Genomic DNA, 25,197 nt, shown 5'->3' on the forward strand with positions numbered 1-25,197 from the left:
GCCGGAACAGCGCCGTCAGCCCAGGATCGGGAGCAGCCCCGAAAGGTCGGCGCGCTCGCCGCTGGCGCTGACCTTCGCCGCGTCGAGGGCCTCGGCCCATCCCGTACGCCCGGTGGCGAGACGGATCCAGGTCAGCGGGTCGGTCTCGACGACATTGGGCGGGGTGCCACGGGTGTGCCGCGGCCCCTCGACGCACTGCACGACGGCGAACGGCGGCACCCGCACCTCGACCGACCCACCGGGCGCCTTCACCGCGAGGGCGTCGGCGAGCAGCCGGGTGCAGGCCGCGAGCGCCTGCCGGTCGTACGGGATGTCGAGGCCGGTCGCCTCGCTCAGGTCATCGGTGTGCACGACGAGTTCGACGGTGCGGGTGACCAGATAGTCGCCGAGCCGCATCGCGCCTACGCGGGTGCCGACCAGCCGGTCGCCGGAGGCTGTGGGCGGCAACTCGGCGAGCCGGGCGGCGGTTCGCGCGTACAACTCCGACGGATGTGCACCGGCCGCGATCTCCTTGGTGTCGTCGGAGATGCGCCCGGCGTGCGCGGCCGTCGCGAACGGCCAGTCCAGCAGCTCGACTTCGAGCACGGCCGGCGCGGGCTGCTCGAGAGCCCGGCCGACCGCGCCGACCGCCATCGCGATGTGCCCGGCCAGATCGCGCACGGTCCAGTCACCGAGCCGGGTGGGCCGGGCGAACTGCTCGGGCGTGAGGCTGCCCACCGCCTGCCGTACGTTCTCGAACTGGGCGAGTACAGCGGTACGGATCTTGGCGGGGTCGTAGGCGCGGGTGCGCTTCTTGGACGGTGGCATGGGAGCGACATTAAGGGTTGGGTACGACAGCGGGCCCGGGTAGGACAGCGGCCGCAGTCGGCCTACGGCTGTCAGGCGGGCAGCACCGTAATTGCGCAATCTCGCGCAGGGGGAACCGGCGGAGCCCCCACCCCGGGAGGGGCAGGGGCTCAGCAGGCATTGCGTGAGACGCCGGGTCGGCGGACGTCAGAGCAGCAGGCGGGGGATGGTCTCTTCGTGCGCCGTACGCAGCTCACTCAGCGAGATGCTGAACTCGCCCTGGATCTCGACCTCGTCGCCGTCCACGACACCGATACGGGTCACGGGCAGACCCCGCGCCCCGCACATGTCGTTGAAACGGAGCTCCTCGCTGCGCGGCACCGCGACGACCGCGCGCCCCGCCGACTCGCTGAACAGGAAGGTGAACGCGTCCAGACCGTCCGGCACGATCAGCCGCGCGCCCGACCCGCCGCGCAGGCACGACTCGACGACCGACTGGATCAGACCGCCGTCCGACAGGTCGTGCGCCGCGTCGATCATGCCGTCGCGAGATGCGGAGATCAGGATGTCGCCGAGCAGCTTCTCGCGGTCCAGGTCCACGGCAGGCGGCAGTCCGCCGAGGTGGTCGTGGATCACCTGGGACCAGGCCGAGCCGCCGAACTCCTCACGCGTGTCGCCGAGCAGGTAGAGAAGCTGGCCCTCTTCCTTGAAGGCGATCGGCGTACGGCGGTTCACGTCGTCGATCACACCGAGGACCGCCACGACCGGCGTCGGGTGGATGGCGACCTCGCCGGTCTGGTTGTAGAGCGAGACATTGCCGCCGGTGACCGGGGTGCCCAGCTGGAAGCAGCCGTCCGCGAGACCGCGGGTGGCCTCCGCGAACTGCCACATGACGGCCGGGTCCTCGGGCGAGCCGAAGTTCAGGCAGTCCGAGATCGCAAGCGGCGTGGCGCCGGATGCGGCGACATTGCGGTACGCCTCCGCCAGCGCGAGCTGGGCGCCCGCGTACGGGTCGAGCTTCGTGTACCGGCCATTGCCGTCGGTAGCCATGGCCACGCCCAGGTTCGACTCCTCGTCGATCCGGACCATGCCCGCGTCCTCGGGCTGGGCCAGCACGGTGTTGCCCTGCACGAAACGGTCGTACTGGTCGGTGATCCAGGACTTCGACGCCTGGTTCGGCGAGGAGACCAGGGCGAGGACCTGCTCACGCAGCTCGTCGGAGGTCGCGGGCCGGGGAAGCTTGTTCGCGTCGTCGGCCTGGAGCGCGTCCTGCCACTCGGGACGGGCGTAGGGACGCTCGTACACCGGGCCCTCGTGGGCAACGGTCCGCGGCGGTACGTCGACGATCTGCTCGCCGTGCCAGAAGATCTCCAGACGCTCGCCCTCGGTCACCTCACCGATGACGGTGGCGATGACGTCCCACTTCTCGCAGATCTCCATGAAGCGCTCGACCTTGTCGGGCTCGACGATCGCGCACATGCGCTCCTGCGACTCGCTCATGAGGATTTCCTCGGGCGAGAGGCTCGCGTCACGCAGCGGAACGGTGTCGAGTTCGACGCGCATACCGCCGGAGCCGGCGCTCGCCAGCTCGCTCGTCGCGCAGGACAGGCCCGCGCCGCCGAGGTCCTGGATGCCCGCGACCAGCTTCTCCTTGAAGATCTCGAGCGTGCACTCGATGAGGAGCTTCTCCTGGAAGGGGTCGCCGACCTGGACGGCGGGACGCTTGGCGGGACCGGTCGAGTCGAAGGTCTCGGAGGCCAGCACCGAGACGCCGCCGATGCCGTCGCCGCCCGTGCGGGCGCCGTACAGGATGACCTTGTTGCCGGGGCCCGAGGCCTGCGCGAGGTGGATGTCCTCGTGCTTCATCACGCCGATGCAACCGGCGTTGACCAGCGGGTTGCCCTGGTAGCAGGAGTCGAAGACGACCTCGCCGCCGATGTTCGGCAGGCCGAGGCAGTTGCCGTAGCCGCCGACGCCCGCGACGACGCCCGGCAGGACGCGCTTGGTGTCGGGGTGGTCGGCGGCGCCGAAGCGCAGCGGGTCGACGACCGCGACCGGGCGGGCGCCCATGGCGAGGATGTCGCGGACGATGCCGCCGACGCCGGTGGCCGCGCCCTGGTAGGGCTCGATGTACGACGGGTGATTGTGCGACTCGACCTTGAAGGTGACCGCGTACCCCTGGCCGACGTCCACGACGCCCGCGTTCTCGCCGATGCCGACGAGCATGGCGTCGTTCTCCGGGATCTTCTCGCCGAACTGCTTCAGGTGGACCTTGCTGCTCTTGTACGAGCAGTGCTCGGACCACATGACGGAGTACATGGCGAGTTCGGCGCCGGTCGGGCGCCGCTCGAGGATCTCGCGGATGCGCGTGTACTCGTCCTCCTTGAGGCCGAGTTCCTTCCAGGGCTGCTCGACGTCGGGCGTCTCGGTGGCGTGCTTGACGGTGTCGAGAGTCATACGGAGACCAGCTTCTTCAGGATCGAGGTGAAGAATCCGAGGCCGTCGGTACGGCCCGTACCGATCAGCGGCTCGACGGCGTGCTCGGGGTGCGGCATCAGGCCGACGACATTCCCCGCGGCATTGCTGATGCCGGCGATGTCGCGGAGCGAGCCGTTCGGATTGAAGTCGAGATAACGGAAGGCGACCCGGCCCTCGGCCTCGAGCTCGTCGAGCGTGCGCTCGTCGGCGACGTACCGCCCGTCCATGTTCTTGAGCGGGATCCGGATCTCCTGGCCGGCGGAGTAGTCCGCGGTCCAGGCCGTTTCGCTCGTCTCCACTCGCAGCTTCTGCTCACGGCAGATGAAGTGCAGATGGTTGTTCTGGAGCATGGCGCCCGGCAGCAGATGCGACTCGGTGAGGATCTGGAAGCCGTTGCAGATGCCGAGAACCGGCATACCGGCCTTCGCCTGGTCGATGATCGTTTCCATCACCGGCGAGAACCGGGAGATGGCTCCGGCGCGCAGGTAGTCGCCGTAGGAGAAACCTCCGGCGAGAACCACGGCGTCGACCTGCTTGAGGTCCTTGTCGCGGTGCCAGAGCGAGACCGGCTCGGCGCCCGCGAGACGTACGGCGCGCAGGCTGTCCCGGTCGTCGAGCGTGCCGGGGAATGTGACGACTCCGATACGAGAGGTCACGACTCCACCTTCACGACGAAGTCCTCGATGACGGTGTTGGCGAGGAACGTTTCGGCCATCTCATGGATGCGGGCGAGGGCGGCGTCGTCGACCGGCCCCTCCACCTCCAGCTCGAAGCGCTTTCCCTGACGTACGTCCGCGATCCCGTCGAATCCGAGGCGCGGCAGTGCTCGCTGCACCGCTTGTCCCTGGGGGTCGAGGATCTCGGGCTTGAGCATGACGTCGACTACGACGCGTGCCACGGGCACTCCCGGTGGTGTGTTGCGAGGGCGGTTCCATCAGCGTACCCGCCCGAAAAATCTACGCGGGTAGATATCGGGAGAACTCGCAGCGAAAATCCGGGGAAAATATCCCCCGACCCATTGCCCTGGGACACGCGCATGTAATTGGCTGGGCTTCACAATGCACTGCCCCTCGCTGTACAAAGGAATACAGAGGAAAGCAGCATTGCCCCTCAGCATCCGCAAAGTCGGTATCGCCGCACGTCACAAGAGCATCAGAACCGGCGTGATACCGCAGGAAAGGACCGATATCCGTGGCTCAGCGAGTAGTGGTCACGCTCTCCGACGACATGGACGGCGGAGAAGCGGCGGAAACGGTCGCGTTCGCCGTGGACGGGAAGTCGTACGAGATCGACCTCAATCCCTCCAATGCAAAGAAACTGCGCAAGGCCCTGGCCCCGTACGTGGCGGCCGGCCGGAAGCAGTCAAATGCCGGGAAGCATGACAAGTCCCGCGTCACCTACCGGCACACCTCGCTCGAGCCCGCCCCCGCGGCCGTGCGGGCCTGGGCGCAGTCCAACAAGATGGACGTGCCGGCCCGCGGCCGGATCCCCAAGCGGGTCTACGAGGCCTTCCGCCAAGCCAGTTGAGGGGCGCGGGCGGATCAGAGTTGCGCTGCACCCCTGACGGTCGGCTAGAGTCTGGGGCACGCCGAGGGGCGCGGCCGCAAGGCCCCACCTCACGCAGCGTGCGGGTGTAGTTCAGTAGTAGAACATCCCCCTTCCAGGGGGAAGGCGCAGTGTGCAATTCCTGTCACCCGCTCTGCATCGCTTTACCTGTCCACTGATGTCGATCAGGTAGAGTGGTGGACGCACCGCCCGGTGAGAGCTGAGCGGAAGCAATGCGGACGTGGCTCAGTTGGTAGAGCATCACCTTGCCAAGGTGAGGGTCGCGAGTTCGAATCTCGTCGTCCGCTCAGAGATGAAGGCCCCGGTCGATTCGACCGGGGCCTTCGTCGTATGCGCTCGACCAGTGTGTGCCCGGATGACATTTGTCATCGGGGCCCGGTGACAGCACGCACTGCCCCTCGCTCCCGGTCGGCGGAAACCTTGAATCATGACCAGCGACGAGTACGTGATCGAGGCTGAAAGGCTGCGGCGGACCTACGCCGGTGGCTTCGAAGCAGTGACCGGGATCTCCTTCTCCGTGGCGCGCGGCGAGATCTTCGCCCTCCTCGGAACCAATGGCGCGGGCAAGACCTCCACGGTCGAACTGCTGGAGGGCCTCGCCGCCCCCGACGAGGGGCGGGTGCGGGTGCTCGGCCACGATCCCCGCCGCGAGCGAGCCGCGCTGCGGCCACGCATGGGCGTGATGCTCCAGGAGGGCGGCTTCCCCTCCGACCTGACGGTCGCCGAGACCACCCGGATGTGGGCGGGGTGCACCAGCGGGGCACGCCCCACCGGGGAGGCGCTGAAGCTGGTGGGGCTCGCGGAGCGCTCCGGCGTACGGGTCAAGCAGCTCTCCGGCGGTGAGCGGCGGCGGCTGGATCTGGCGCTTGCGCTGCTCGGACGGCCCGAGGTCCTCTTCCTCGACGAGCCGACGACCGGTCTTGACGCGGAAGGGCGACGCGACACCTGGGAGCTGGTGCGTGCGCTGCGGGACTGCGGCACCACCGTGCTGCTGACCACGCACTATCTGGAGGAGGCCGAGTCGCTGGCCGACCGGCTGGCGATCATGCACAGGGGGCGGATCGTGACCACGGGAACTCCGGCAGAGGTGACGGCGGCCCGGCCCGCCCGCATCCGTTTCGTACTGCCCAAGGGGGTGGCGGCCGGGCGGCTGCCGCTCTCGCTGCGCGCCGCGGCGGCCGGCCGGCGGATCGAGATCCGTACGCACCACCTGCAGCAGTCACTCGGTGAACTGCTGCTGTGGGCTAAGGAGTCGGACGTACGGCTGGAAGAGCTCGACGCCCGCTCGGCCTCGCTCGAAGAGGCCTTCCTCGACATCGCGCAGACTCAGACGGCGGGTGTGTGATGACTGCGACGGCCGGACGGTTGACCGCTCTGGGGCGGGCCGAACTGACTCTTCTGCTGCGCAACCGGACCGCGCTCTGTGTGGCGCTGCTGCTGCCGGGGGCGATGGTGGTGGCGATGAAGTCGTCGCTGGACCAGATCGACCCCGACAACTCGGGGATGAGCGCCGCCGAGGCGGCGATGACCGGTGCGATCGGCATGGTGCTGATCCTGGTCGTGCATCTCAACCTCGTATCGGCGTATGTGGCGCGGCGCGAGGAGCTGGTGCTCAAGCGGCTGCGTACAGGGGAGGTGCGGGACAGCGAAATCCTCGTCGGTACGGCGCTGCCCGCCGCCGGTCTCGCCCTCGCGCAGTGCGTGCTGCTGGTGGTGGCGGGGGTCGCGGTCCTGCATCTGAGGGTGCCGGAGCGGCCCGAACTGCTCGTGCTGGGTGTGGTGTTGGGGATGGTGCTGCTGAGCGCGCTGGCAGCGGTGACATCCGCGGTGACCCAGACCGTGGAGAACGCGCAGATCACCACCATGCCGATGTTCGTGATCTCGATGGCGGGCTCCGGCCTCTTCGTACCCCTGGAAGTGATGCCGGAGAGGATCGCGTCGGTCTGCGAACTGCTGCCGCTGACCGGGGTGATGACGCTCGTACGGGCCGGATGGCTGGGCGGGGCCGACTCCGGGGACCTGCTGGGTGCCGCCCTGACGACGTTGGCCTGGACCGCGATCTCGGTGTTTGCTGTCCGGCGGTGGTTCCGCTGGGAGCCGCGCCGCTGACTGGGGGTGTCTGTGCGGGTGAAGGGCTGGAGCGGTCGCAGCGGGCTTGCCAAGGTGGACCTGTATACGCGCGGCACGGTGCATCTGATCGTGTGGGTGGGGGTCCTCGGGCTGACGTTGCTGCTGATGGCCCGGCCGGTCCGCGAGGACGGGCAGCTGGTCCTGGTCTTGGCCGCCTCGCTGCTCGCCATCGCGCAGGGGGTGCTCTGCGGACGGCTGGCCAGGCATGCGATGGACGCCTATCTGGGGCAGGGGCAGGTGCCCCGGAGGCTGGTCCCATGGGCGGCGGCGGTGACGGCCGCGACGACGTCCGCGGTGGTGGTGCTGGCGACGACGGTCGATCTGACGGGGCTGCTGCCGACGATGCTGGCGGCGGCGCTGACGCCGTTCCTGACAGTCCACTGTCTGCTCGTACGCAACCGGACCACGGCCCTGATCCAGCTCGTGGTGCTGGTCGTGGTGTGCGCGATGGTGTGGCTGACCGGACGCACGGCCGATCAGGCTCTGTTCGCTGTCGTGACCCCCGGCTTCCTGAACGGGTGGCTGGCCTTCACCGCCCGCGCGTCGATGTGGATGCTGGCGGTGATGTGGGAGCTGCGGGAGGCGCGTGACGTACAGGCGCGCCTCGCGGTCGCGGAGGAGCGGCTGCGCTTCGGCCGCGATCTGCACGACGTCATGGGCCGCAACCTCGCGGTGATCGCGCTGAAGAGCGAGCTGGCGGTGCAGCTGGCGCGGCGCGGTCGCCCCGAGGCGGTCGACCAGATGGCCGAGGTGCAGATCATCGCCCAGGACTCGCAGCGAGAGGTACGGGACGTGGTGCGCGGCTACCGGGAGGCGGACCTGAGCGTCGAGCTGGAGGGCGCGCGGGGCGTCCTGGCTGCGGCCGGGATCACCTGCTCCGTCCGGTCCGGCGACGCGGAGCTGCCCGCCGGCATCCAGTCCGCGCTGGGCTGGGTGGTGCGGGAGGCCACGACGAACGTGCTGCGGCACGGGGACGCGCGGCGCTGCACGATATCGCTGCGCACCGCGGACGACACTGCGCTGCTGGTGGTCGAGAACGACGGGGCGGCCGAGGCGGCGGCCGGTACCCCGGGCTCGGGTCTGGCGGGTCTGCGGGAGCGGCTGTCAGCCGTGGACGGCACGCTGGAGGCGGGACCGGCGCGGGGCGGGCGGTTCCGTCTGACGGCCAGCGTTCCGCTGGGACAGCGGACGGGACAGGACATGGAGGAGGCGGTGTGACCGTACGGGTGCTGCTCGCCGATGACGAGCATCTGATCCGCGGCGCGCTGGCCGCGCTGCTCGCGCTCGAGGACGATCTTGTGGTGGTCGCCGAGGCCGCCTCGGGTACCGAGGCCCTCGCCATGGCGCGGGCGCACCGGCCCGATGTCGCGGTTCTCGATCTTCGGATGCCCGCCCCGGACGGTGTGAGTGTGGCCACATCCCTGCGGGCCGAACTGCCCGAGTGCCGGACCATGATCGTGACCAGCCACGGACGGCCCGGGCACCTCAAGAGAGCGCTGGCCGCGGGTGTGCGGGGTTTCGTCCCGAAGACGGTCAGCGCCCAGCGGCTGGCGGAGATCATCCGTACCGTGCACGCCGGAAACCGTTATGTGGACCCGGAGTTGGCAGCGGATGCGATCTCCGCGGGGGACTCGCCGCTGACCGCCCGCGAGGCGGAAGTGCTGGAACTGGCGACGGACGGAGCACCGATCGCGGAGATCGCGGAGCGGGCCTCGCTGTCCCAGGGGACCGTGCGGAACTACCTCTCGTCGGCCGCCTCCAAGCTGGGGGCCGAAAATCGGCACACCGCGGTGCGTCTCGCACGCGAGCGAGGTTGGGTATAGTGGGGTCCGCGCGAAGGCGCATGCGGACGTAGCTCAGTTGGTAGAGCGCAACCTTGCCAAGGTTGAGGTCGCCAGTTCGAACCTGGTCGTCCGCTCGGTAAAGAAGGCCCCGGTCATCACGACCGGGGCCTTCTTCGTGTGGCACGCCGCGCCACCCCCTCTACGACCAGCTCATACCTGTCAGCAGCTCGTACGCCTCGATGTACTTGGCGCGGGTGGCCTCGACGATCTCCTGCGGGAGGGCCGGCGGCGGCTGCTCGCTCCTGCGGTCCCAGCCGGAGGCGGGCGAGGTGAGCCAGTCGCGGACGTACTGCTTGTCGTACGAGGGCTGGGCGCGGCCCGGCTCCCAGGACGCGGCGGGCCAGAAGCGCGAGGAGTCGGGGGTCAGCACCTCGTCGGCGATGACGAGCTCGTCCCCCTCGAAGCCGAACTCGAACTTGGTGTCCGCGAGGATGATGCCGCGGTCCAGGGCGATGTCGCGGGCCCGGCCGTAGACGGCGAGGGTGGTCTGACGCAACTGGGCGGCGGTCTCGGCGCCGACCTGGCGAGCGACTTCCTCGTAACTGACGTTCTCGTCGTGGTCGCCGACGGCCGCCTTGGTGGCCGGCGTGAAGATCGGGGCGGGGAGCTCGGAGCCGTCGGAGAGGCCCTCGGGCAGCGCGAGGCCGCAGACGGTGCGGGTCTCGTTGTACTCGGCAAGGCCCGAGCCGGTGAGATAGCCGCGGGCGACGCACTCGACCGGGATCATGCGCAGTGACTTGCAGACGAGGGTGCGGCCGGCCCAGTCGGCGGGGGCGCCTTCGGGGATGTCGGTGCTCAGGACGTGGTTCGGGACGAGGTCCTCGAGGCGCTCGAACCACCACAGCGACAGCTGGGTGAGCACCCGGCCCTTGTCGGGGATCTCGGTGGGCAGCACCCAGTCGTAGGCGGAGATGCGGTCGCTGGCGACCATCACGAGGTCGCCCGCCTCGTTCTGGTACAGGTCGCGCACCTTGCCGGTGTGCAGATGTACCAGGCCCGGCACCTGAAGCGGCTCGGGCTTTTCGACGAATCCGGACACGGTTCCTCCCCGTGGTTGAACAAAAGGGGCGCCCTCAAGGGCACAAGTAGGGCGGTGGTGGGAGACGGGCGGGCCAATCGCCTCGATTCTCCCGTATGGAGGGAGGGCGGGCCTGATCAGGGGGTGCCGGCCGGTCCTGCGGGCCTAATCGCGTTTGCAGATGCGGTCGAGCAGGTTGGCGGTCGCCCGCTGGACGCGGGGCTCGACATGGCCGGGCCGGTCCAGCGCCGGGGACCAGGCGAAGGTGCCGGACGCGAAGACCAGGGCGCCGGACGGCGCGCGGTACAGAGATGTCTCCTGGTGGCGCACCGCGCCGTCGCCGTCCTGATAGGGGGAGTGAGCGAGCAGGATCCGGCCCCGGTGCTCGGGGAGCGCGGTGCGCGGGAAGTAACGGTCCGCCTCGCCCGCGACCAGGCCGGGGAGTTCGTCGCCCTCGGCGGCGCCCGTCGCCTCCCAGAGCCAGTGGTCCGCGTTGCGTACTACAAGAGGGTGCGGCTCGGGGACCCTCCCCACGTACTGGATGCCGAGCAGTTGCTGCTCGGCCCGGTCGATCTCGCGCCACAGGGCGGGCTTTCCCGGGCCGCGGCGCTTGCGGCAGGTGAGCAGGCGGTCGTCGACGCCGGAGGGGGACGGGCCGAGCTCGACCTGCCAGTACATGGTGTTGGCGGAGAGGAAGACGAGCGAGGTGCCGTGGTCGCGGGCGAGTTCGACGGTGCGGCGCATGGGGGCCGACCAGTACTCGTCGTGGCCGGGGAAGACCAGACCGCGATAGCGGGTGGGGTCAACCCGGCCGGCGTGGAGGTCGCGGGTGTCGGCGTAGGCGAGGTCGTAGCCGTACCGCTCGGCCCAGCGGATGAAGTCGTAGGCGTGGCCGACGTGGAGGGGCAGGCCCGCGCCGGCGTACGGGCGGTCGAAGGAGACCGTGATCGCGGCGTCCTCCTCGCCGAGCAGCCGGCCCGTCTCGTCCCAGGCGTGGTAGAGGCTGGCGCCGGTGCGGCCGTCCTCCGGGTAGAGGTTGTACGCCTGCCAGGTGATGTCCGGGAGGAGCAGCAGGAGGTCGGCGGGGTGATCGCCGCGGACCGTGAAGGGGATGTGGGAGCGGTAGCCGTCGGCGGTGGTCAGCACGGCGACATAGGCGCCGATCGACCAGTAGGAAGGAATCTGCAGCCGCCAGGAGAGCCACCAGTGGTGGCAGGAGACCGTGCGCTGGGCAGTGAGCGGGGCCGGCTGGACGATGCCGGAGAGGCGGGGGCTGGTAGTGATCTTGGCGGCGCCGTCGCCCGCGTAGTGGCCGATGCGGTAGATGTCGACCGAGAACTGCTGGGGCGGGTCCACGGTGATGTGGAAGTCGATCGCCTCGCCGGGGGCGGCGGCGCCGGTGGACGTGAAGCCCTTGATCTGGCGGCGTACGTCATCGGCGGTACGCGGCCCGCCGGAGCGGCCGCCGGCCAGGGTGGGGTCGACGTACCAGGGGACGACCTGGCCGGTGTCGTCGAAGTAGTGCTCGCTGCCGCGGAGCCAGGGCAGGGGGCCCTGACCGAAAGGATCTGAGACGGCGTGGGCGAGGGCGCCCGATTCCCATCGCCGGATCTGCTCTGCCCCCATGCTGCGCCCTCCCTCGATGCCCAGGGCCAACTGTGATGCGCCGACTGTTCAGCGCCGGTCTCCAGCACATCACATAACGCACGCACTCCGTCACCGTTCGTCGCTAATTGGCGTGAACGGAGCGAAGGGTTCCGGTGTACTGCGTGGCCTTGGGTCCGCCGGGAGGCGGTCGCACCGGGTCACACCAGGCGGACCGGCTTCTCGGGGCGGACGCCGAGGGCGGAGAGCCAGGTGCGGAGCGGGGCCGCGTCACCGTCCTCGGTCAGGCTCAGGACCCGGGCGGCCAGATCCGCGCGACGTTCGCCGTTGATCAGGAGGGCCGGGCCGTCGAGCCAGTCGAGGCCGGGGGTCGCGCCTGCCGTGTCGACGGCGGCGCAGCAGACCATCGCGGTGACATGGTCGGCGAGCAGCTCGCGGCCGGTACGGGGCGGCTGCAGCGGGAAGAGGGGAAGCGAGTCCGCGCCCCAGCCGTTCAAAGCGTCGCCCGGGCTCTTGGGCGCCGGGGAAACCGCCGCCTCCTCGCGGACGGCCTCCTCGCGCGCCACCTCCGCGCTTATCCCGGCCGCAAGGGTGTCGCCGGCCTCGCCGCTGTCGGCGGTGTGCACGATCTCGGTGACCTCACCGCTGTGGGCGGTGTGCGCGATCTCGGTGACCTCACCGCTGTGGGCGGTGTGCGCGATCTCGGTGACCTCACCGCTGTGGGCGGTGTGCGCGATCTCGGTGGCCTCACCGCTGTGGGCGGCCTCGTCGGCCTCACGACTGCGGGCGGCCTCATTGCCCCGGCCGGACAGGTGGTCCATCACCCGGGCGAGCGTCGGGCCGTCCGGGCCGGTCGACGGCGGCACGCCCAGATCGTCGAGCACCCGGTGGAGCCGGGCCGCTTCCGTACGCCATTTCCGGTCGACGACCTCTTCGGGGTACTGCTGCCAGTCCACCGGGGACCAGTCGGGGCCCCCCTCGGCCGGGCCGCCGTGGAAGAGGCGTGCGGCCAGCAGGGACGCGGCCTCGTCCACAGCGCCGGGCTCTTCCAGCAGGTCACAGGCGGGCCGCTCGCCCAGCCGGGAGGTGAAGCCCTCGGCCAGTCGGTCGCGGCGGGAGAGCTCGGTCAGCGCGGAGACGACGCCCGCGTCGAGCCGGGACGGCCAGCGGCCCATCCGCCAGGCGGGCAGCGCGACCCGGGTCAGCAGCCGGTCCCAGCCCGCGTAGGCGAGGCCGACCTGCTCCTGGGCGACGATCCGCAGACCGTAATCCACAGTCTGTGCACGCTCGGACGCGGCGGCCGCGACACCGCGCTCCATCTCGCCGACATGCACCTGGCAGCTGCGCAGCAGCAGTCGGGCTATCTGTCCGACGAAGCCGAGCGCCACCCTGCCTATCAGCCCCTGGCCGGGGTCGGCGGCGACGGCGACAGCCGCGTCCAGCCCCCGTACGAAACGGCGGGCGGCGGCTATGTCGGGGTGCGCGGAGGGAGAGGTCCCGGCGACGACCGGTGCCAGCACCGCCCGCAGCTCGGCGACCCGCATCCACCAAAGGAACGGCGAGCCGATCACCAGGACGGGCGCCTCGGCGGTGCGGCGCCGGCGCCCGCTCGGTATCGCATGGGCCGGGTGCGTGCGGTCCTCGAGCCAGCTGTCGCAGTCGGGGGTGAGCGCCAGCGCGGACGGCGCGGGCACATCGAGACGCTCGGCCAGATCCCGCACCAGCCGGTACAGATCGGGGGCCGCCCGCTCCGCGAGCTCGACGGTCGGGCTGAGCGCGGGGCTCGCTCGTACGATCACGGCCGCGACCGCCGCGGCGATCAGCAGCACGACCACCGCGAAGACCGTCACGGCCAGGCGCGCGGCGTCCCAGTTCGGTCCGCTCATTTGTCCCGTGGCACCGCCGACCAGGAGCACTACGGCCACGGCCGCGGGAAGCAGCGCCACGGCCACCGCCCTGCTGCGGATGCGCAGCACGGCGAGAGCTCGGGAGCGCGCGGCCTGCGCGCCCATCGACTCACCGGTACCGGACACGGCCGGACCTCACCCCCTCTGCCCTGCGACGGTGTTGCTCACTCCCCCACTGTGGCACCGACCACTGACATCGCAATGCCGGTGGGCCAAGTGCCGGAACGCCTGCGCCGCACCCTAGTTGGGGCTTCGACGGGCGTCATCCGGATGGCTCAGCCGTCACTCGATGGAATGGCTTAGGTCAAAGGTGATGACGGTTCTCGGGCGCTAGAGGTTCACTCCCCGGCGGCCTTGCGCGCGATGTCCGTACGGTGCTGGGAACCGTCCAGGCGGATCCGGGCCACGGCTGTGTACGCGCGCTCACGCGCCTGCGCCAGGTCTTTTCCGGTCGCGGTGACCGAGAGCACCCGGCCGCCGGCGCTCACAACCGCGCCGCCCTCCCGCCTGGTCCCGGCGTGCAGGACGTACGCATGGGGCGCATCCTTGGCCGCCACCTCGTCCAGGCCCTCGATCGGGTCGCCGGTGCGCGGGGTGTCCGGGTAGTTGTGCGAGGCGACGACCACGGTCACGGCGGCGTCATCACGCCACCGCAGCGGCAGCTGGACGTCGAGGGTGCCCTGGGCGGCGTTGAGCAGCACGCCCGCGAGCGGGGTCTGCAGACGGGCCAGGACCACCTGGGTCTCCGGGTCGCCGAAGCGGGCGTTGAACTCGATGACCCGTACGCCGCGACTTGTGATCGCGAGGCCCGCGTACAGCAGCCCCGAGAAGGGCGTGCCGCGTCGGCGCAGTTCGTCGACAGTGGGCTGGAGGACGTTCGCCATGACGTGGTCGACCATCTTGGGGTCGGCCCACGGGAGGGGGGAGTAGGCGCCCATGCCGCCGGTGTTGGGGCCCGCGTCGCCGTCGAGCGCCCGCTTGAAGTCCTGGGCGGGCGTCAGGGGCAGGACCGTCTCGCCGTCGGTGATGGCGAAGAGGGAGACCTCGGGGCCGTCGAGGAACTCCTCGATGACCACGCGTCCGCAGGCCAGCGCGTGCTCGCGGGCGGCGGCGAGGTCGTCGGTGACGACGACGCCCTTGCCGGCGGCGAGGCCGTCGTCCTTGACGACGTACGGAGCGCCGAAGGCGTCGAGGGCCTCGTCGATCTCCTCGGGCGTCGTACAGACATAGCTGCGGGCGGTGGGCACCTCCGCCGCCGCCATCACTTCCTTGGCGAAGGCCTTGGAGCCCTCCAGCTCGGCGGCCTCGCGGGAGGGGCCGAAGCAGGGGATGCCCGCAGCCCGTACCGCGTCTGCGACCCCGGCCACGAGCGGCGCTTCGGGGCCGACAACGACGAGCTCGGCCGCCAGCTCGGTGGCGAGCAGCGCCACGGCCGCGCCGTCCATCGCGTCGACCGGGTGCAGCTGGGCGACCTCGCCGATGCCGGCGTTTCCGGGCGCGCAGTGCAGAGCGGTGACGTCGGGATCGAGGGAAAGAGAGCGGCACAGGGCGTGTTCGCGGGCGCCGCCGCCGATGACGAGGACCTTCACGGCAGCCAGCCTAACCGCCCGGGGGCGGCTGACCTGTACGGGCCTCCGAAGCGGCCTCCCCTACTCGTTCGTATATTCCTCCACGACCGTGGCGCCGAGCTCGCGCACGATCAGGTCGTGGCCGGAGAGCGCGGAGTCGACGAGGTCGGGATCGTCCTCTTCCGGCACGTCGTCCTCGGGGGCGACCGGGGGCGGAGTCCGAGGAGTCTGCGGGGTGTGCGCGGGGGCGGCGCGCGAAGGCTCGAGGGCGGATGCCTGCGAGGCCGGAGCGGACGAGGATGCCGGGGAGGACTGTGAGCTCTGAGGCGCCTGGGGCCCCGGCGCGGGACGGGGCGCCGGGGCCGCGGGGGCCTGCGGGGATTGGGCCGACGGTGCCCGGCCGCCGCCGTAACCGCCTCCACCACCACCGCCGTAGCCACCGCCGGGCGGGGGCTGCGCGCCGCCGCCGGGGCCGCCGACGCCGCCCGAGGGGTCGATGATCGCCTCGACCTTCCACTGCACATTGAACTGCTCGGCGAGCGCCTGCTTCAGCACTTCCTCGCTGCCACTGCTCGCGAAGTTGTCGCGGGCGCCGGCATTGATGAAGCCGAGCTGGAGTGTGGTGCCGTCGAAGCCTGCGACCTGCGCGTTCTGACTGAGCAGGATCCAGGTGAAACGGCGGCGGTTCTTCACCGCCTCCAGGATGTCCGGCCACATGTTCCGTACCTGCGCGGCGCCCTGGGCCTGGCCGGCGCCGGGCGCGGCCGGGGTGGGGGCGGACGCCGGCGCCGCGGCGGTAGGGGCGGGCTGGGGCGCGGCAGGGCGGCCGCCGCCCTGACCGGGGCTCGAGGCCGTGGGCCAGCCGCCGGGGCGCCGTCCGGCCTCAGGTCCGGCCGCGGCCGCGGGGGGCCAGGCTCCGGGGCGCTGTCCGGCCGGCTGCTCTGCCGGGGGAGCGACGGGCTCGGGGGCGGGCGCAGGCGTAGGCGGAAGCGGAGGCGTAGGCGAGGCGGCGGGCGCGGGTGCCTGGGCGGCCGTAGGTGCGACGGCCGGCCCGCCGCCCTGCGTCGCCGGTGGCGTGGTCGGTGCGGGTGGCACGGGCACCGGCGCGTGGGCCTCGGGCCCGGGGACGTATCCCATCGCGGGCCCCGGGCCCCCGGTCGAGAACGTCGCCCCCCGCTCCAGCCGGTCCAGCCTCGACTGCACCGACCGCTCGTCGTCGAAGGCCGCGGGCAGCAGCACCCGCGCGCAGATCAGCTCCAGCTGCAGTCGCGGCGAGGTGGCGCCACGCATTTCCGTCAGCCCGGTATTGACCAGATCCGCGGCCCGGCTCAGCTCGGCCGCCCCGAAGACGGACGCCTGCGCCTGCATCCGCTCGACCACATCGGCCGGTGCGTCGATGAGCCCCTTTTCCCCCGCGTCCGGCACGGCGGCCAGGATCACGAGGTCACGCAGCCGCTCAAGCAGGTCGGCGACGAAGCGCCGGGGGTCGTTGCCGCCCTCGATCACCCGGTCCACGACCTCGAAGGCCGCTGCCCCGTCGCCCGCCGCGAAGGCGTCCACGGTCGAGTCGAGCAACGACCCGTCCGTGTACCCGAGGAGGGCGGTGGCCATGGCGTACGTCACACCCTCCTCGGTCGCGCCGGCCAACAGCTGGTCCATGACGGACATGGAGTCACGCACGGACCCCGCGCCCGACCGTACGACGAGCGGCAGCACGCCGTCCGCGACCGGGATGTTCTCCTTGCCGCACACTTCGCCCAGGTATTCGCGCAGCGTCCCCGGCGGCACCAGCCGGAACGGATAGTGGTGCGTACGCGACCGGATCGTGCCGATGACCTTCTCCGGCTCGGTCGTCGCGAAGATGAACTTGAGGTGCTCCGGCGGCTCCTCGACCACCTTCAGCAGAGCGTTGAAGCCCTGCGGGCTGACCATGTGCGCCTCGTCGATGATGTAGATCTTGTACCGGCTGCTCGCCGGCCCGAAGAAAGCCTTCTCCCGGAGATCACGCGCATCGTCCACACCACCGTGCGAAGCGGCATCGATCTCGATGACGTCGATCGACCCCGGCCCGTTCCTCGCGAGGTCACGGCAGGACTGGCACTCGCCGCACGGCGTGGGCGTGGGCCCCTGCTCGCAGTTCAGACAGCGGGCGAGGATGCGCGCGCTGGTCGTCTTGCCACAACCGCGCGGCCCGCTGAACAGGTACGCGTGATTGACCCGGTTGTTCCGCAGGGCCTGCTGCAGCGGGTCAGTGACATGCTCCTGACCGATGACCTCGGCGAACGACTCGGGGCGGTAGCGGCGGTACAGCGCAAGGGACGACACGCCTACGAGGTTATCGGGGCCCACTGACAAGCGACGCCGCCCACCGATGTCCGCCGACGCCGGGCCTGTGCCTGGCCGGCGTCGGCGGATGGCCGGCCGGTCACCTGGCCGGGAGCGGGCCCGGCGTACCGGGAGCGTCCGGCAGCGTCCGCCGGTGTCCGCAAACGTAAGCGCCCCTCACGCACCCGCCAGAGCCGACCTACCCTTGCTGCCTTCCGGCCCTGGGGGAGTTCAGTCAGATAGCGCCACGTGAGGGGCTCCGCACAGGGTACCTGATGGCAGGGGGTGGGAACGAGTTCGCGAGCACTCCTCCGCGTCTTGTATTGTTTGCCGCGGAGGATTCGCCTAGTGGCCTAGGGCGCACGCTTGGAAAGCGTGTTGGGGGCAACCCCTCACGAGTTCGAATCTCGTATCCTCCGCCATTGCTCTCACCGGGCAATACGACGAAGGCCCCGACCGTCCGCGGTCGGGGCCTTCGTCGCGTTCCCGTCGCAGTTCATCGGAGCAGCACGGCCGCAGCTGGGTGACGTGCGTCACGTAGGCTGATGAGGGTGACGCGCTTGATCGTGGCAGCAGGTGGAGGGGGCGACGCTGTCGCCGCCGCAATGTTGGACACCGCCCTGTACGGCGACGAGGGCCCGGCGGTGGTTCTCACTTACGCGTGGGACCGCCTGCTGATCGACCCCGTGCCAGGTCCCAGAGGTCCGGCCGACTTCACCGGCCTTCGCCGCCTCACCACAAGCGTCCAAGCAGTACCGGGCGACGCGAGCCCCGTGGCGCCCGCGGGGTCGACACTCCCGCGGCTCGCGGCCGAGCTGCCGCAGACCTTCGCACTGATCGATCCGCACCACGGCGCCGAGGGCATCACACGCCAGCTCGAAGAGCTCGTCCAGCACCTGGCCCCCGAGTCCATCGACCTCCTGGACGTCGGCGGAGACATCCTCGCCAAGGGCGACGAACCCACGCTCCGCAGCCCACTCGCCGACGCCCTCGCGCTTGCCGCGGCCTGCCAAGTCAACGCCCCCGTACGGCTTCTGGTCGCCGGCCCCGGCCTTGACGGCGAACTGCCCGCCGACGATTTGCGGGACCGCTTGGGTGCCGCGGTCCTCACCTTCACACCCGACCACGTCCAGCCGGTCAGCTCCGTACTGGAATGGCACCCCTCCGAAGCGACGGCCATGCTCGCGGCCACAGCGCGAGGAGTGCGCGGCCTGTGCGAAGTCAGGGACGCCGGCCTGCCGGTCCCGCTCACCGACGAGGGGCCCACAGTCCACGAAGTCGACCTGGACGACGCCCTCAACCGCAACCAGCTCGCCCGAGCCCTCCTCGCGACGGAGACACTCGACGAAGCCGAGCAGCGCAGCCGGGAGATCTGCGGCTACTCGGAGATCGACTACGAGCGCAACAAGGCCAGTTGGCTCGGCAGCCGGCCGGAGCGGATGCTCGACCCGGAACGCACTCTGCTCCAACTCGACCAATTCGAGGACGAAGCGCGCGTCCGCGGCGTCAGCCACACGACGTTCCGCCGGATCACCGAGGCCCTCGGCCTCAACGGCAAGCAGCGCCAGGACCTGAGAGCTCTCCTTCTCAGCAGCCGCCCGGAGCAGTACGCGGCGCCTCTCTGGCGTATCCCCGCCTATGCGTGAGTAGCGGCGTTCGCCACCGGTCCAAGGCACCCGCCGCGCACGTCGCGGCGGTGCGCGGCCCGACATCACCACCCGACGACGCCGCCCGACGCCCCGGGCCACCCCGTCACCCTCACGCCTGGTCCGGGTGGCGCGGCCGCGTGCGCGGGTGCTTCCTGGTCCTAGTCGTCCTCCGAGGGTCCGCGAGGCCGCCGCGCACGGACAGGGAGAGGAAGCGAACGACCCGCCATGGAGAGGGAAAATCAGGCGCTGCGCACCCCACGAGCCGCCGGACTCGCGGGGATCATCTTCGCGCTACTGCTCGGCGCTGCCATCATTCTGGTCCGCCTGGCGATCCCGGACGATCCGAGGGAAGGGGGCGGCAGCTGGTTCGACGATTCCTCGCGCCGGCACACGGTAGAGACGGCGCTCAGCCTCATCCCATTCGCCGGCATCTTCTTCCTGTGGTTCATGGGCGCTGTGCGCGCACGTATCGGAGAGACGGAGGACAAGTTCTTCGCCACCGTCTTCCTGGGCAGCGGTCTGGTGTTCGTGGCGACTCTTTTCGGGGCCGCGGCAGCAGCCGGAAGTCTGCTGGCCACGGCCGATGCGTCCGGGACCGACTCCCAGCAGCAACTGTGGTCCTTCGGCCATCACTTCACCTACAGCCTGCTGACGACCTACTCGATGCGCATGGCCGCGGTATTCACCTTGTCGGCCTCCTCCATCGGGCGCCGGCTCGGAGTCATTCCGCGCTGGCTTTGCCTCCTTGGCTACCTCGTCGCCCTGACACTGTTCTTGGTGTCGGACGCCATCGCCTGGTCCGAGCTGGTCTTCCCCACGTGGGCGCTGGTTGTCAGCCTCTACATTCTCGTGGCCAGTTTCCGCCCACGGCCCGCACCGTCCGTCTCGTCGTGACCGGCCATTTCGCGAGCGTTGCCGACCGATAACCCCTTTGGCCCGCCTCTGCTCGCGCAAGCCCAACAGCGCTCGCATGCTGAGGCAGGGATATCAACGAAAGGGCGGCCCCTTGATGAGGCTTGTCGTCGATCTCAACAGGTGCCAGGGGTACGCGCAGTGCGCCTTCCTGGCACCCGATGTATTCGCCATGCACGGCGACGAGGCGTTGTTGTACAACCCGCACGCCGACGACGCACAGCGGGAGCACGTGGTACGCGCCGCCGCGGCATGTCCGGTCCAGGCCATCCTGGTGGAGGACATGGGCGATGCGACCGCCCCGGTGAGGGAGGGGCTGTCCGGTGGACGGTGACGGGTACTTGGAGTGGATGCGCAGTGAGGGGCGGATCGTCATCGTGGGCGCGTCCCTGGCCGGCCTCCGGGCCGCGGAGACCCTGCGGGAGGAGGGCTTCACCGGTTCACTGACGCTGATCGGCGACGAGCCCCACGAACCGTACGACCGGCCGCCGCTATCCAAGCAGGTACTGCTGGGCACTGCGTCCGCCGACCGGACCCTACTGCCCCGGCGCTGGGCGATCGACGCAACCTGGCGGCTCGGTGTCGCCGCCACCGGGCTGGACATGGCGGCCAAGCGGGTGCGGCTGGCCGACGGCGACGAGGTGGGGTACGACCGGCTGCTCATCGCGACCGGCGTTCATGCCCGGCCGTGGCCGCATGAGACGGAAGCCGACCTGGACGGGGTCTTCGTACTGCGCACGCGCGACGACGCGGCCAGGCTGCAGCGGCGGCTTACGTCCGCCCGCCGGGTGCTCGTCATCGGCGCCGGCTTCACCGGCTCGGAGATCGCGTCCGCCTGCCGCGAGCGCGGGCTGCCGGTCACCGTCGTCGAGCGCGCGGCGGCGCCTCTCGTGGGCGCGCTCGGCGGCGTGGTCGGCCAGGTGGCCGCCGAGCTGCAACGCGAACACGGCGTGGACCTGCGCTGCGGCCTCATGGTCACCGGTTTGGAGGGCGACTCGGCAGGACGCCTGCGCTGCGCCCACCTGTCCGACGGCACCACCGTCGAGGCGGATGTCGCGCTGGTTTCGCTCGGCGCGACGCGCAACACCGCGTGGCTGGCCGGATCCGGGCTCGGCGCCGGCCCGCGCGGGATCGCCTGCGACGCCGGGTGCCGGGCCTTCGACGTCCGGGGCATCGTGACCGACGACGTCTTCGTCGCCGGCGATGTCGCACGATCCCCGCACGCGCTTTTCGGGTACCAGTTCCTGTCACTCGAGCACTGGGGCAATGCCGTCGCCCAGGCCGAGGTGGCGGCGCACAACATGATCAGCTCCAGTTCGGAGCGCCGTCCGCACCTGTGGGTGCCGGCCTTCTGGTCCTCTCAATTCGGGGTCAGCATCAAGTCGGTCGGCGTCCCCTCCCTGGGTGAGGAGATCCTCATCGCCCAAGGGGCACTCGCCGAGCGCCGCTTCACCGGCGTGTACGGATACCAGGGCCGCGTCATCGCGGCCGTCACCTTCGACCAGACGAAGTGGCTGGAGTTCTACCAGCGGCTGATCGAAGGGGCCGCGCCCTTCCCGCCCGCATTCCCCATGGTGGACCACCGTGCCGAAGGTCTGCGGCCGGTCCCGGCCGACTTCCCCGACCCCTCCCTGCCCACCCACGGGCCGTCCGTCACCCTCAGCGGCTACTCCCCGACCGACCGGCGGGTCGCCTTCACCCCTGGCCGAGCCTGACCGCGGCACAGGGAACCGGAAAGCCCGCTGTCCAACGCCCACAAGGACGACACCATGACGCAAGGCACGCTCCTGCGGCAGATCACCGACCACGCCAACCGCGCCGACCCCTACCCCCTGTACGCCGAGCTCCGAAAGACGCCGGTGTCCCAGCAGGGAGACAGTCTCTTCGTCGTCAGTACCTACTGGGAGATCAAGAGCCTGCTGCACGATCCGCGGATCAGCTCCGACGCCCGTAACCTCTCCCCGCAGGCCGCGGGGTCACTTCCTGAGCAGGAAGAGGAGGAATCGGCTCTGCCGCCCGCCTTCCTGAAGCTCGACCCTCCGGACCACGACCGGTTGCGCCGTATGACGATGCGGCCTTTCGGACCGCCGCACACACCCAGGCGCGTCCACAACATGCGCGGCGAACTCGGGCGGATCGTTTCCGACCTCATCGACGGCTTCGGAGACCGGGACCAGATCGACCTCGTCGACGACTTCTCCTACCCCTTCCCGGTGACCGTGATCTGCCGACTGCTCGGGATTCCACGCGAGGACGAGGCACGCTTCCACTCCTGGGCCGACACCATCGCCGCCAGCCTCGACCCGGACCCGGACCAGGACCCCGGCGAGCGGCGCCGCGGCTCGCAGCAGGCCCGCACCGAGCTGGGCATGTACCTGGCCGGGCTCATCGACGAACGCCGCAGCGCCCCCGGCGACGACATGCTCTCCGCGCTGGTCACCGATCACAGCCCGGACGGGCAGATGACCCCTATGGAGGTCCTCAGCACCGCCGCCCTGCTCCTGATCGCCGGCCATGAGACCACGGTCAACCTCATCACCAACGGGATGCTCACCCTGTTGCGCAACCCGGACGTTCTCAAGCGGCTGCGGGACGAACCCCGCCTGGCCGTCCCGCTCATGGAGGAACTCCTTCGCTTCGAGCCCCCCGTGCAGCTGCTTCCACAGCGCACCACCCTCGCCGACATCGACATCGCCGGCGTCACCATCCCCAAGGGCGCCTCCGTCTGGCTGGTCCTGGCCTCCGGCAACCGGGATCCGCAACGGTTTCCCGACCCCGACCGGTTCGACCCCGACCGGAAGGACAACCAGCACCTCGGCTTCGGCAGCGGCATCCACAACTGCTTCGGCGCGCCCCTCGCCCGCCTGGAGGCCCAGCTCGCCCTGACCGAACTCGCCCGCAGGCTCGACAATCCCCGCCTCGTGGAGGACCCACCCCCCTACCGCCAGAACGCTGTGCTGCGCGGACCCCGCCACCTGAACATCTCGCTCGACAGCTGCCGTTCCTAGCGTTGATGTCCGGCCGGGGCACCGAGGAAGGAGAGTGCATGATCCACGCAGCCGACATCCGCGAGTGGCGCGACAAGGATGTCGTCGACCCCAAAGGGAACAAGATCGGCGTGCTTGAAGCGATCTACGTGGACACCACCACCGATGAACCGGCCATGGCCACCGTCCGGACCGGGCTGCTCAACCGCCAGCGCCTGGTCTTCGTCCCTCTCGACGAGACGATCCTCGGGCCGGGCTACGTCAAGGTCTCGTACGCCAAGGGGCTGGTGAGGAAGGCCCCTTCGATCGGCACGGACGACGTACTGCCCGCCGATCAGGAGGAAGCAATCTTCCAGCACTACGGCCTGCCCTATCGGCAGGGCACCAGGGGCGAACGACAACTCGGGCGCCGCTGACCGCCCGTGCTCACTAAGAAGCCTTCCGCTTTCCGAACGTGATCGTTTGGTTCGGGCTGGGTGGGCATGGACTCCGGCTGGCGGCGGGAGAGATGGGTGTGGTTCGTCCGTTCACGTCGCTTGTGGAGGTGGCTGGTGCCGTCGGTACTCGGTCTGCTGGAGGCCCGGGAGAAGAAGCTCCGGGAAGCGGCTGCGGGAGGAGGCCGAGCGGGTGCAGGCCGCGCTCGGTGAGGCGGAACGCGCACTCCAGCGTCTGGTGGTTGCCCGGGTCACGGTGACCGAGGTGCTGACCGAGCCGCCCTCCGCGGCAGCGGAGCCGGCGCCAGGGGCGGTGGCGGGATCGGTGGTGCCGCACCGGATCGAGGGTATGGCGGCGTCCGTCCTGGCACCGGATTACCAACGCATCGTGGCGGTGCTGGAGTCGGACGGGGGCCGGGCAGGTCTGCGGTGTCAGCAGTTGGCCGTGGCCCTGGGCCTGGAAGCAGTTCCGGCGAAGGTCGAGGGGCTGCGGTCGAAGGCGGAACGTTTGGTGGAACGGGGTTGGATCCTGCAGGTGCGGCCCGGGGTATTCACCGTGCTCGCGACGCCGGCCGGCTGAAAGCGCCCGGGCGGCGTCCGGCCGGGCGACCACTCATGAGCATGGTCATGGACCACAGCACCATGGCCTCGTGCATGGCGGGCAGCCTCTCGTAGTCACGCACCGGACGACGCGAACGCATCAGCCGGCTCAGCGTTCTCTCCACCACCCATCGTCTCGGCAGCACCACGAACCCCACCGTGTCGTCGGAGCGTTTGACGATCTGAAGGGTGAGCCGGCACTTCTCGGCCGCCCAGTCCACCAGCCGGCCCGCATAGCCGCCGTCCGCCCAGACGAGGCGGACGGAGAAGTACAGCGTGCGCAGCCGCTCAAGCAGCGGCACCGCGGCGTCCCGATCCTGCACGCTCGCCGCGGTCACCACGACCGCCAGAACCAGGCCGAGACAATCCACCACCAGGTGCCGCTTGCGGCCTCCCACTTTCTTTCCGCCGTCCCAGCCGGACGTTGAGCGCGGAATATTCGCTGCCGCCCGCAGCGACTGCGAGTCCACGATCGCGGCCGTCGGGTCCGGTGAGCGGCCCTCCCTGGCCCGGACCTTGTCGCGCAGCCGGTCGTGGAGCTCGGCAAGCAGGCCCGTGACCTGCCAGCGGCGGGCGAAGGCGTGCACCCGCCGATACGGCGGGAAGTCCGCAGGCAGGTTGGCCCACTTGACGCCGTTGTCGACCACGTAGCGGACCGCGTCCAGCATCACGCGGTGGCAGTAGCCCTCCGGCCGACCGCCCCGCCCCCGAAGCCACGCGGGCACCGGCAGTAACGGCCGGATGACCTGCCATTCCGCCTCCGTCAGGTCGGAGCCGTAACACCGGACGCGGTCCGGGCCGTCCGCCGCGTTGCCGAACCAGTGCGCGAGACAGTCACACGCCGGAGACGGTGCGTTGGACTCCGCGGACGCGAGCACGAAAGACTGCGACACAGGGCCTCCTGGTGCTGCTCGGTTGGGATCGCAACCCCGAGCTACCAGGAGGCCCTGCCGTTATGCCCCGGCTGTCGAGAGATCACCCGAACAGGAACCGTGTTCGACCGCTCAAGCCTGTCGAACGGTAAGCGGAAGGCTTCTCAGTACAGCTCAGCGCAGAGGAAGTGTTGGTGATGGTGCTCTTCCTGCTTCTCGTCCTGGCGGCCGTCCTACTTGGAATCATCGGGGTCGCAGTGGATGGCCTGGCCTTTCTGCTGATCACCGGCATCATGCTCCTCGTGGCCGATGTTGCCTTCGGCGCCGTGCGGTGGTCCCGGCGCGCCGGGCGGCGTCCCATCCGCTGACGCTGCCCGTCGTCACCGGCACCGTGCTGCGCATCGACGGCGGCGGCCCGCTCGGCTGACGCACGCCCCGCGTCCGGCGACGGCCGTCGGCCCGGGACCGCGATATGGCCCGGGCCATATCGCGGTCCGGGCCGCGTCGGCCCGGGCC

The 25,197-nt window shown here is 70.5% G+C and carries 23 protein-coding genes, 4 tRNA genes and 1 other RNA gene; 17 read left to right on the forward strand and 11 right to left on the reverse strand.

Annotation, left to right across the window (positions count from 1 at the left end):
* Nucleotides 1-15: 15 nt before the first annotated feature.
* The 4 genes from J7E87_RS10585 to purS all read right to left on the reverse strand — a co-directional run bounded on the left by J7E87_RS10585 (nt 16) and on the right by purS (nt 4,162).
* Entirely contained in the window at nt 16-807 is a 792-nt protein-coding gene (locus J7E87_RS10585) for a maleylpyruvate isomerase family mycothiol-dependent enzyme (protein ID WP_215092420.1), read from the reverse strand.
* A gap of 186 nt (nt 808-993) precedes the next feature.
* On the reverse strand, nt 994-3,243 hold the full coding sequence (purL, locus tag J7E87_RS10590; RefSeq protein WP_215092422.1) for a phosphoribosylformylglycinamidine synthase subunit PurL: 2,250 nt from the start codon (nt 3,241-3,243) through the stop codon (nt 994-996).
* The gene (gene purQ / locus J7E87_RS10595; RefSeq protein ID WP_215092424.1) at nt 3,240-3,920 is read right to left on the reverse strand and encodes a phosphoribosylformylglycinamidine synthase subunit PurQ; all 681 of its coding nucleotides are present in this window, start codon (nt 3,918-3,920) and stop codon (nt 3,240-3,242) included. The genes purL and purQ overlap by 4 nt, the downstream gene beginning before the upstream one ends.
* Nucleotides 3,917-4,162 carry a phosphoribosylformylglycinamidine synthase subunit PurS gene (gene purS, locus J7E87_RS10600; protein ID WP_215092426.1) on the reverse strand — a complete coding sequence of 82 codons (246 nt, stop codon included), beginning with the start codon at nt 4,160-4,162 and terminating at the stop codon, nt 3,917-3,919. The genes purQ and purS overlap by 4 nt, the downstream gene beginning before the upstream one ends.
* 293 nt (nt 4,163-4,455) lie before the next feature.
* On the opposite strand from purS, the gene J7E87_RS10605 reads away from it, so the two are divergent.
* From J7E87_RS10605 to J7E87_RS10640, 8 genes are all read left to right on the forward strand, one after another.
* Complete coding sequence (locus J7E87_RS10605; RefSeq protein ID WP_215092428.1) at nt 4,456-4,791, forward strand: Lsr2 family protein; 336 nt, start codon at nt 4,456-4,458, stop codon at nt 4,789-4,791.
* Between the two features lie 100 nt (nt 4,792-4,891).
* Nucleotides 4,892-4,963: transfer RNA gene (locus J7E87_RS10610), tRNA-Gly, on the forward strand.
* A gap of 81 nt (nt 4,964-5,044) precedes the next feature.
* Nucleotides 5,045-5,117: transfer RNA gene (locus J7E87_RS10615), tRNA-Gly, on the forward strand.
* Between the two features lie 140 nt (nt 5,118-5,257).
* Complete coding sequence (locus tag J7E87_RS10620; protein ID WP_215092430.1) at nt 5,258-6,175, forward strand: ABC transporter ATP-binding protein; 918 nt, start codon at nt 5,258-5,260, stop codon at nt 6,173-6,175.
* A complete protein-coding gene (locus tag J7E87_RS10625; protein ID WP_215092432.1) occupies nt 6,175-6,939 on the forward strand; it encodes an ABC transporter permease in 765 nt (254 codons plus the stop codon). The genes J7E87_RS10620 and J7E87_RS10625 overlap by 1 nt, the downstream gene beginning before the upstream one ends.
* An 18-nt stretch (nt 6,940-6,957) precedes the next feature.
* A complete protein-coding gene (locus J7E87_RS10630) occupies nt 6,958-8,178 on the forward strand; it encodes a histidine kinase (RefSeq protein ID WP_215092434.1) in 1,221 nt (406 codons plus the stop codon).
* Nucleotides 8,175-8,783 (forward strand): response regulator transcription factor, encoded by a 609-nt coding sequence (locus J7E87_RS10635; RefSeq protein ID WP_215092436.1) that lies wholly within the window; start codon nt 8,175-8,177, stop codon nt 8,781-8,783. Before J7E87_RS10630 ends, J7E87_RS10635 begins: the two co-directional genes overlap by 4 nt.
* A gap of 22 nt (nt 8,784-8,805) precedes the next feature.
* Nucleotides 8,806-8,878, forward strand: a tRNA-Gly gene (locus tag J7E87_RS10640).
* 65 nt (nt 8,879-8,943) lie between these two features.
* Here the strand turns inward: J7E87_RS10640 and J7E87_RS10645 are convergent.
* The 6 genes from J7E87_RS10645 to ffs form a co-directional block, all read right to left on the reverse strand.
* Nucleotides 8,944-9,843 carry a phosphoribosylaminoimidazolesuccinocarboxamide synthase gene (locus J7E87_RS10645; protein ID WP_215092437.1) on the reverse strand — a complete coding sequence of 300 codons (900 nt, stop codon included), beginning with the start codon at nt 9,841-9,843 and terminating at the stop codon, nt 8,944-8,946.
* A 144-nt stretch (nt 9,844-9,987) separates the two neighbouring features.
* Nucleotides 9,988-11,448, reverse strand: coding sequence for a N,N-dimethylformamidase beta subunit family domain-containing protein (locus J7E87_RS10650; RefSeq protein ID WP_215092439.1), 1,461 nt, complete (start codon nt 11,446-11,448; stop codon nt 9,988-9,990).
* A 179-nt stretch (nt 11,449-11,627) separates the two neighbouring features.
* On the reverse strand, nt 11,628-13,439 hold the full coding sequence (locus J7E87_RS10655; RefSeq protein ID WP_215092545.1) for a hypothetical protein: 1,812 nt from the start codon (nt 13,437-13,439) through the stop codon (nt 11,628-11,630).
* 233 nt (nt 13,440-13,672) lie between these two features.
* Nucleotides 13,673-14,923, reverse strand: a complete 1,251-nt coding sequence (gene purD / locus J7E87_RS10660) for a phosphoribosylamine--glycine ligase (protein ID WP_215092440.1) — start codon at nt 14,921-14,923, stop codon at nt 13,673-13,675.
* Nucleotides 14,924-14,983: 60 nt separating this feature from the next.
* Complete coding sequence (locus tag J7E87_RS10665; RefSeq protein WP_215092441.1) at nt 14,984-17,227, reverse strand: DNA polymerase III subunit gamma and tau; 2,244 nt, start codon at nt 17,225-17,227, stop codon at nt 14,984-14,986.
* A gap of 163 nt (nt 17,228-17,390) precedes the next feature.
* Nucleotides 17,391-17,489: signal recognition particle sRNA small type (gene ffs / locus J7E87_RS10670), an RNA gene on the reverse strand.
* A gap of 72 nt (nt 17,490-17,561) precedes the next feature.
* Here ffs and J7E87_RS10675 point away from each other — a divergent pair.
* The 8 genes from J7E87_RS10675 to J7E87_RS10710 all read left to right on the forward strand — a co-directional run bounded on the left by J7E87_RS10675 (nt 17,562) and on the right by J7E87_RS10710 (nt 23,789).
* Nucleotides 17,562-17,649, forward strand: a tRNA-Ser gene (locus J7E87_RS10675).
* Nucleotides 17,650-17,772: 123 nt separating this feature from the next.
* On the forward strand, nt 17,773-18,873 hold the full coding sequence (locus tag J7E87_RS10680; protein ID WP_215092442.1) for a DUF1152 domain-containing protein: 1,101 nt from the start codon (nt 17,773-17,775) through the stop codon (nt 18,871-18,873).
* Nucleotides 18,874-19,101: 228 nt separating this feature from the next.
* Nucleotides 19,102-19,770, forward strand: coding sequence for a hypothetical protein (locus J7E87_RS10685; protein ID WP_215092443.1), 669 nt, complete (start codon nt 19,102-19,104; stop codon nt 19,768-19,770).
* Nucleotides 19,771-19,885: 115 nt separating this feature from the next.
* On the forward strand, nt 19,886-20,122 hold the full coding sequence (locus J7E87_RS10690) for a ferredoxin (protein ID WP_215092444.1): 237 nt from the start codon (nt 19,886-19,888) through the stop codon (nt 20,120-20,122).
* A gap of 16 nt (nt 20,123-20,138) precedes the next feature.
* On the forward strand, nt 20,139-21,503 hold the full coding sequence (locus J7E87_RS10695; protein WP_215092547.1) for an NAD(P)/FAD-dependent oxidoreductase: 1,365 nt from the start codon (nt 20,139-20,141) through the stop codon (nt 21,501-21,503).
* A gap of 54 nt (nt 21,504-21,557) precedes the next feature.
* Nucleotides 21,558-22,796, forward strand: coding sequence for a cytochrome P450 (locus J7E87_RS10700; protein WP_215092445.1), 1,239 nt, complete (start codon nt 21,558-21,560; stop codon nt 22,794-22,796).
* 38 nt (nt 22,797-22,834) lie between these two features.
* Complete coding sequence (locus tag J7E87_RS10705) at nt 22,835-23,191, forward strand: PRC-barrel domain-containing protein (protein WP_215092446.1); 357 nt, start codon at nt 22,835-22,837, stop codon at nt 23,189-23,191.
* Nucleotides 23,192-23,402: 211 nt separating this feature from the next.
* Complete coding sequence (locus J7E87_RS10710; RefSeq protein ID WP_308312895.1) at nt 23,403-23,789, forward strand: hypothetical protein; 387 nt, start codon at nt 23,403-23,405, stop codon at nt 23,787-23,789.
* On the opposite strand, the gene J7E87_RS10715 is transcribed toward J7E87_RS10710, so the two are convergent.
* Nucleotides 23,761-24,702, reverse strand: a complete 942-nt coding sequence (locus J7E87_RS10715; RefSeq protein ID WP_308312896.1) for an IS5 family transposase — start codon at nt 24,700-24,702, stop codon at nt 23,761-23,763. The genes J7E87_RS10710 and J7E87_RS10715 overlap by 29 nt on opposite strands.
* A 173-nt stretch (nt 24,703-24,875) precedes the next feature.
* Between J7E87_RS10715 and J7E87_RS10720 the strand changes: the two genes are divergently transcribed.
* On the forward strand, nt 24,876-25,049 hold the full coding sequence (locus J7E87_RS10720) for a hypothetical protein (protein WP_215092564.1): 174 nt from the start codon (nt 24,876-24,878) through the stop codon (nt 25,047-25,049).
* Nucleotides 25,050-25,197: the final 148 nt, after the last annotated feature.

This window comes from Streptomyces sp. ISL-1 (assembly GCF_018614585.1).
Lineage (GTDB): Bacteria > Actinomycetota > Actinomycetes > Streptomycetales > Streptomycetaceae > Streptomyces > Streptomyces maoxianensis.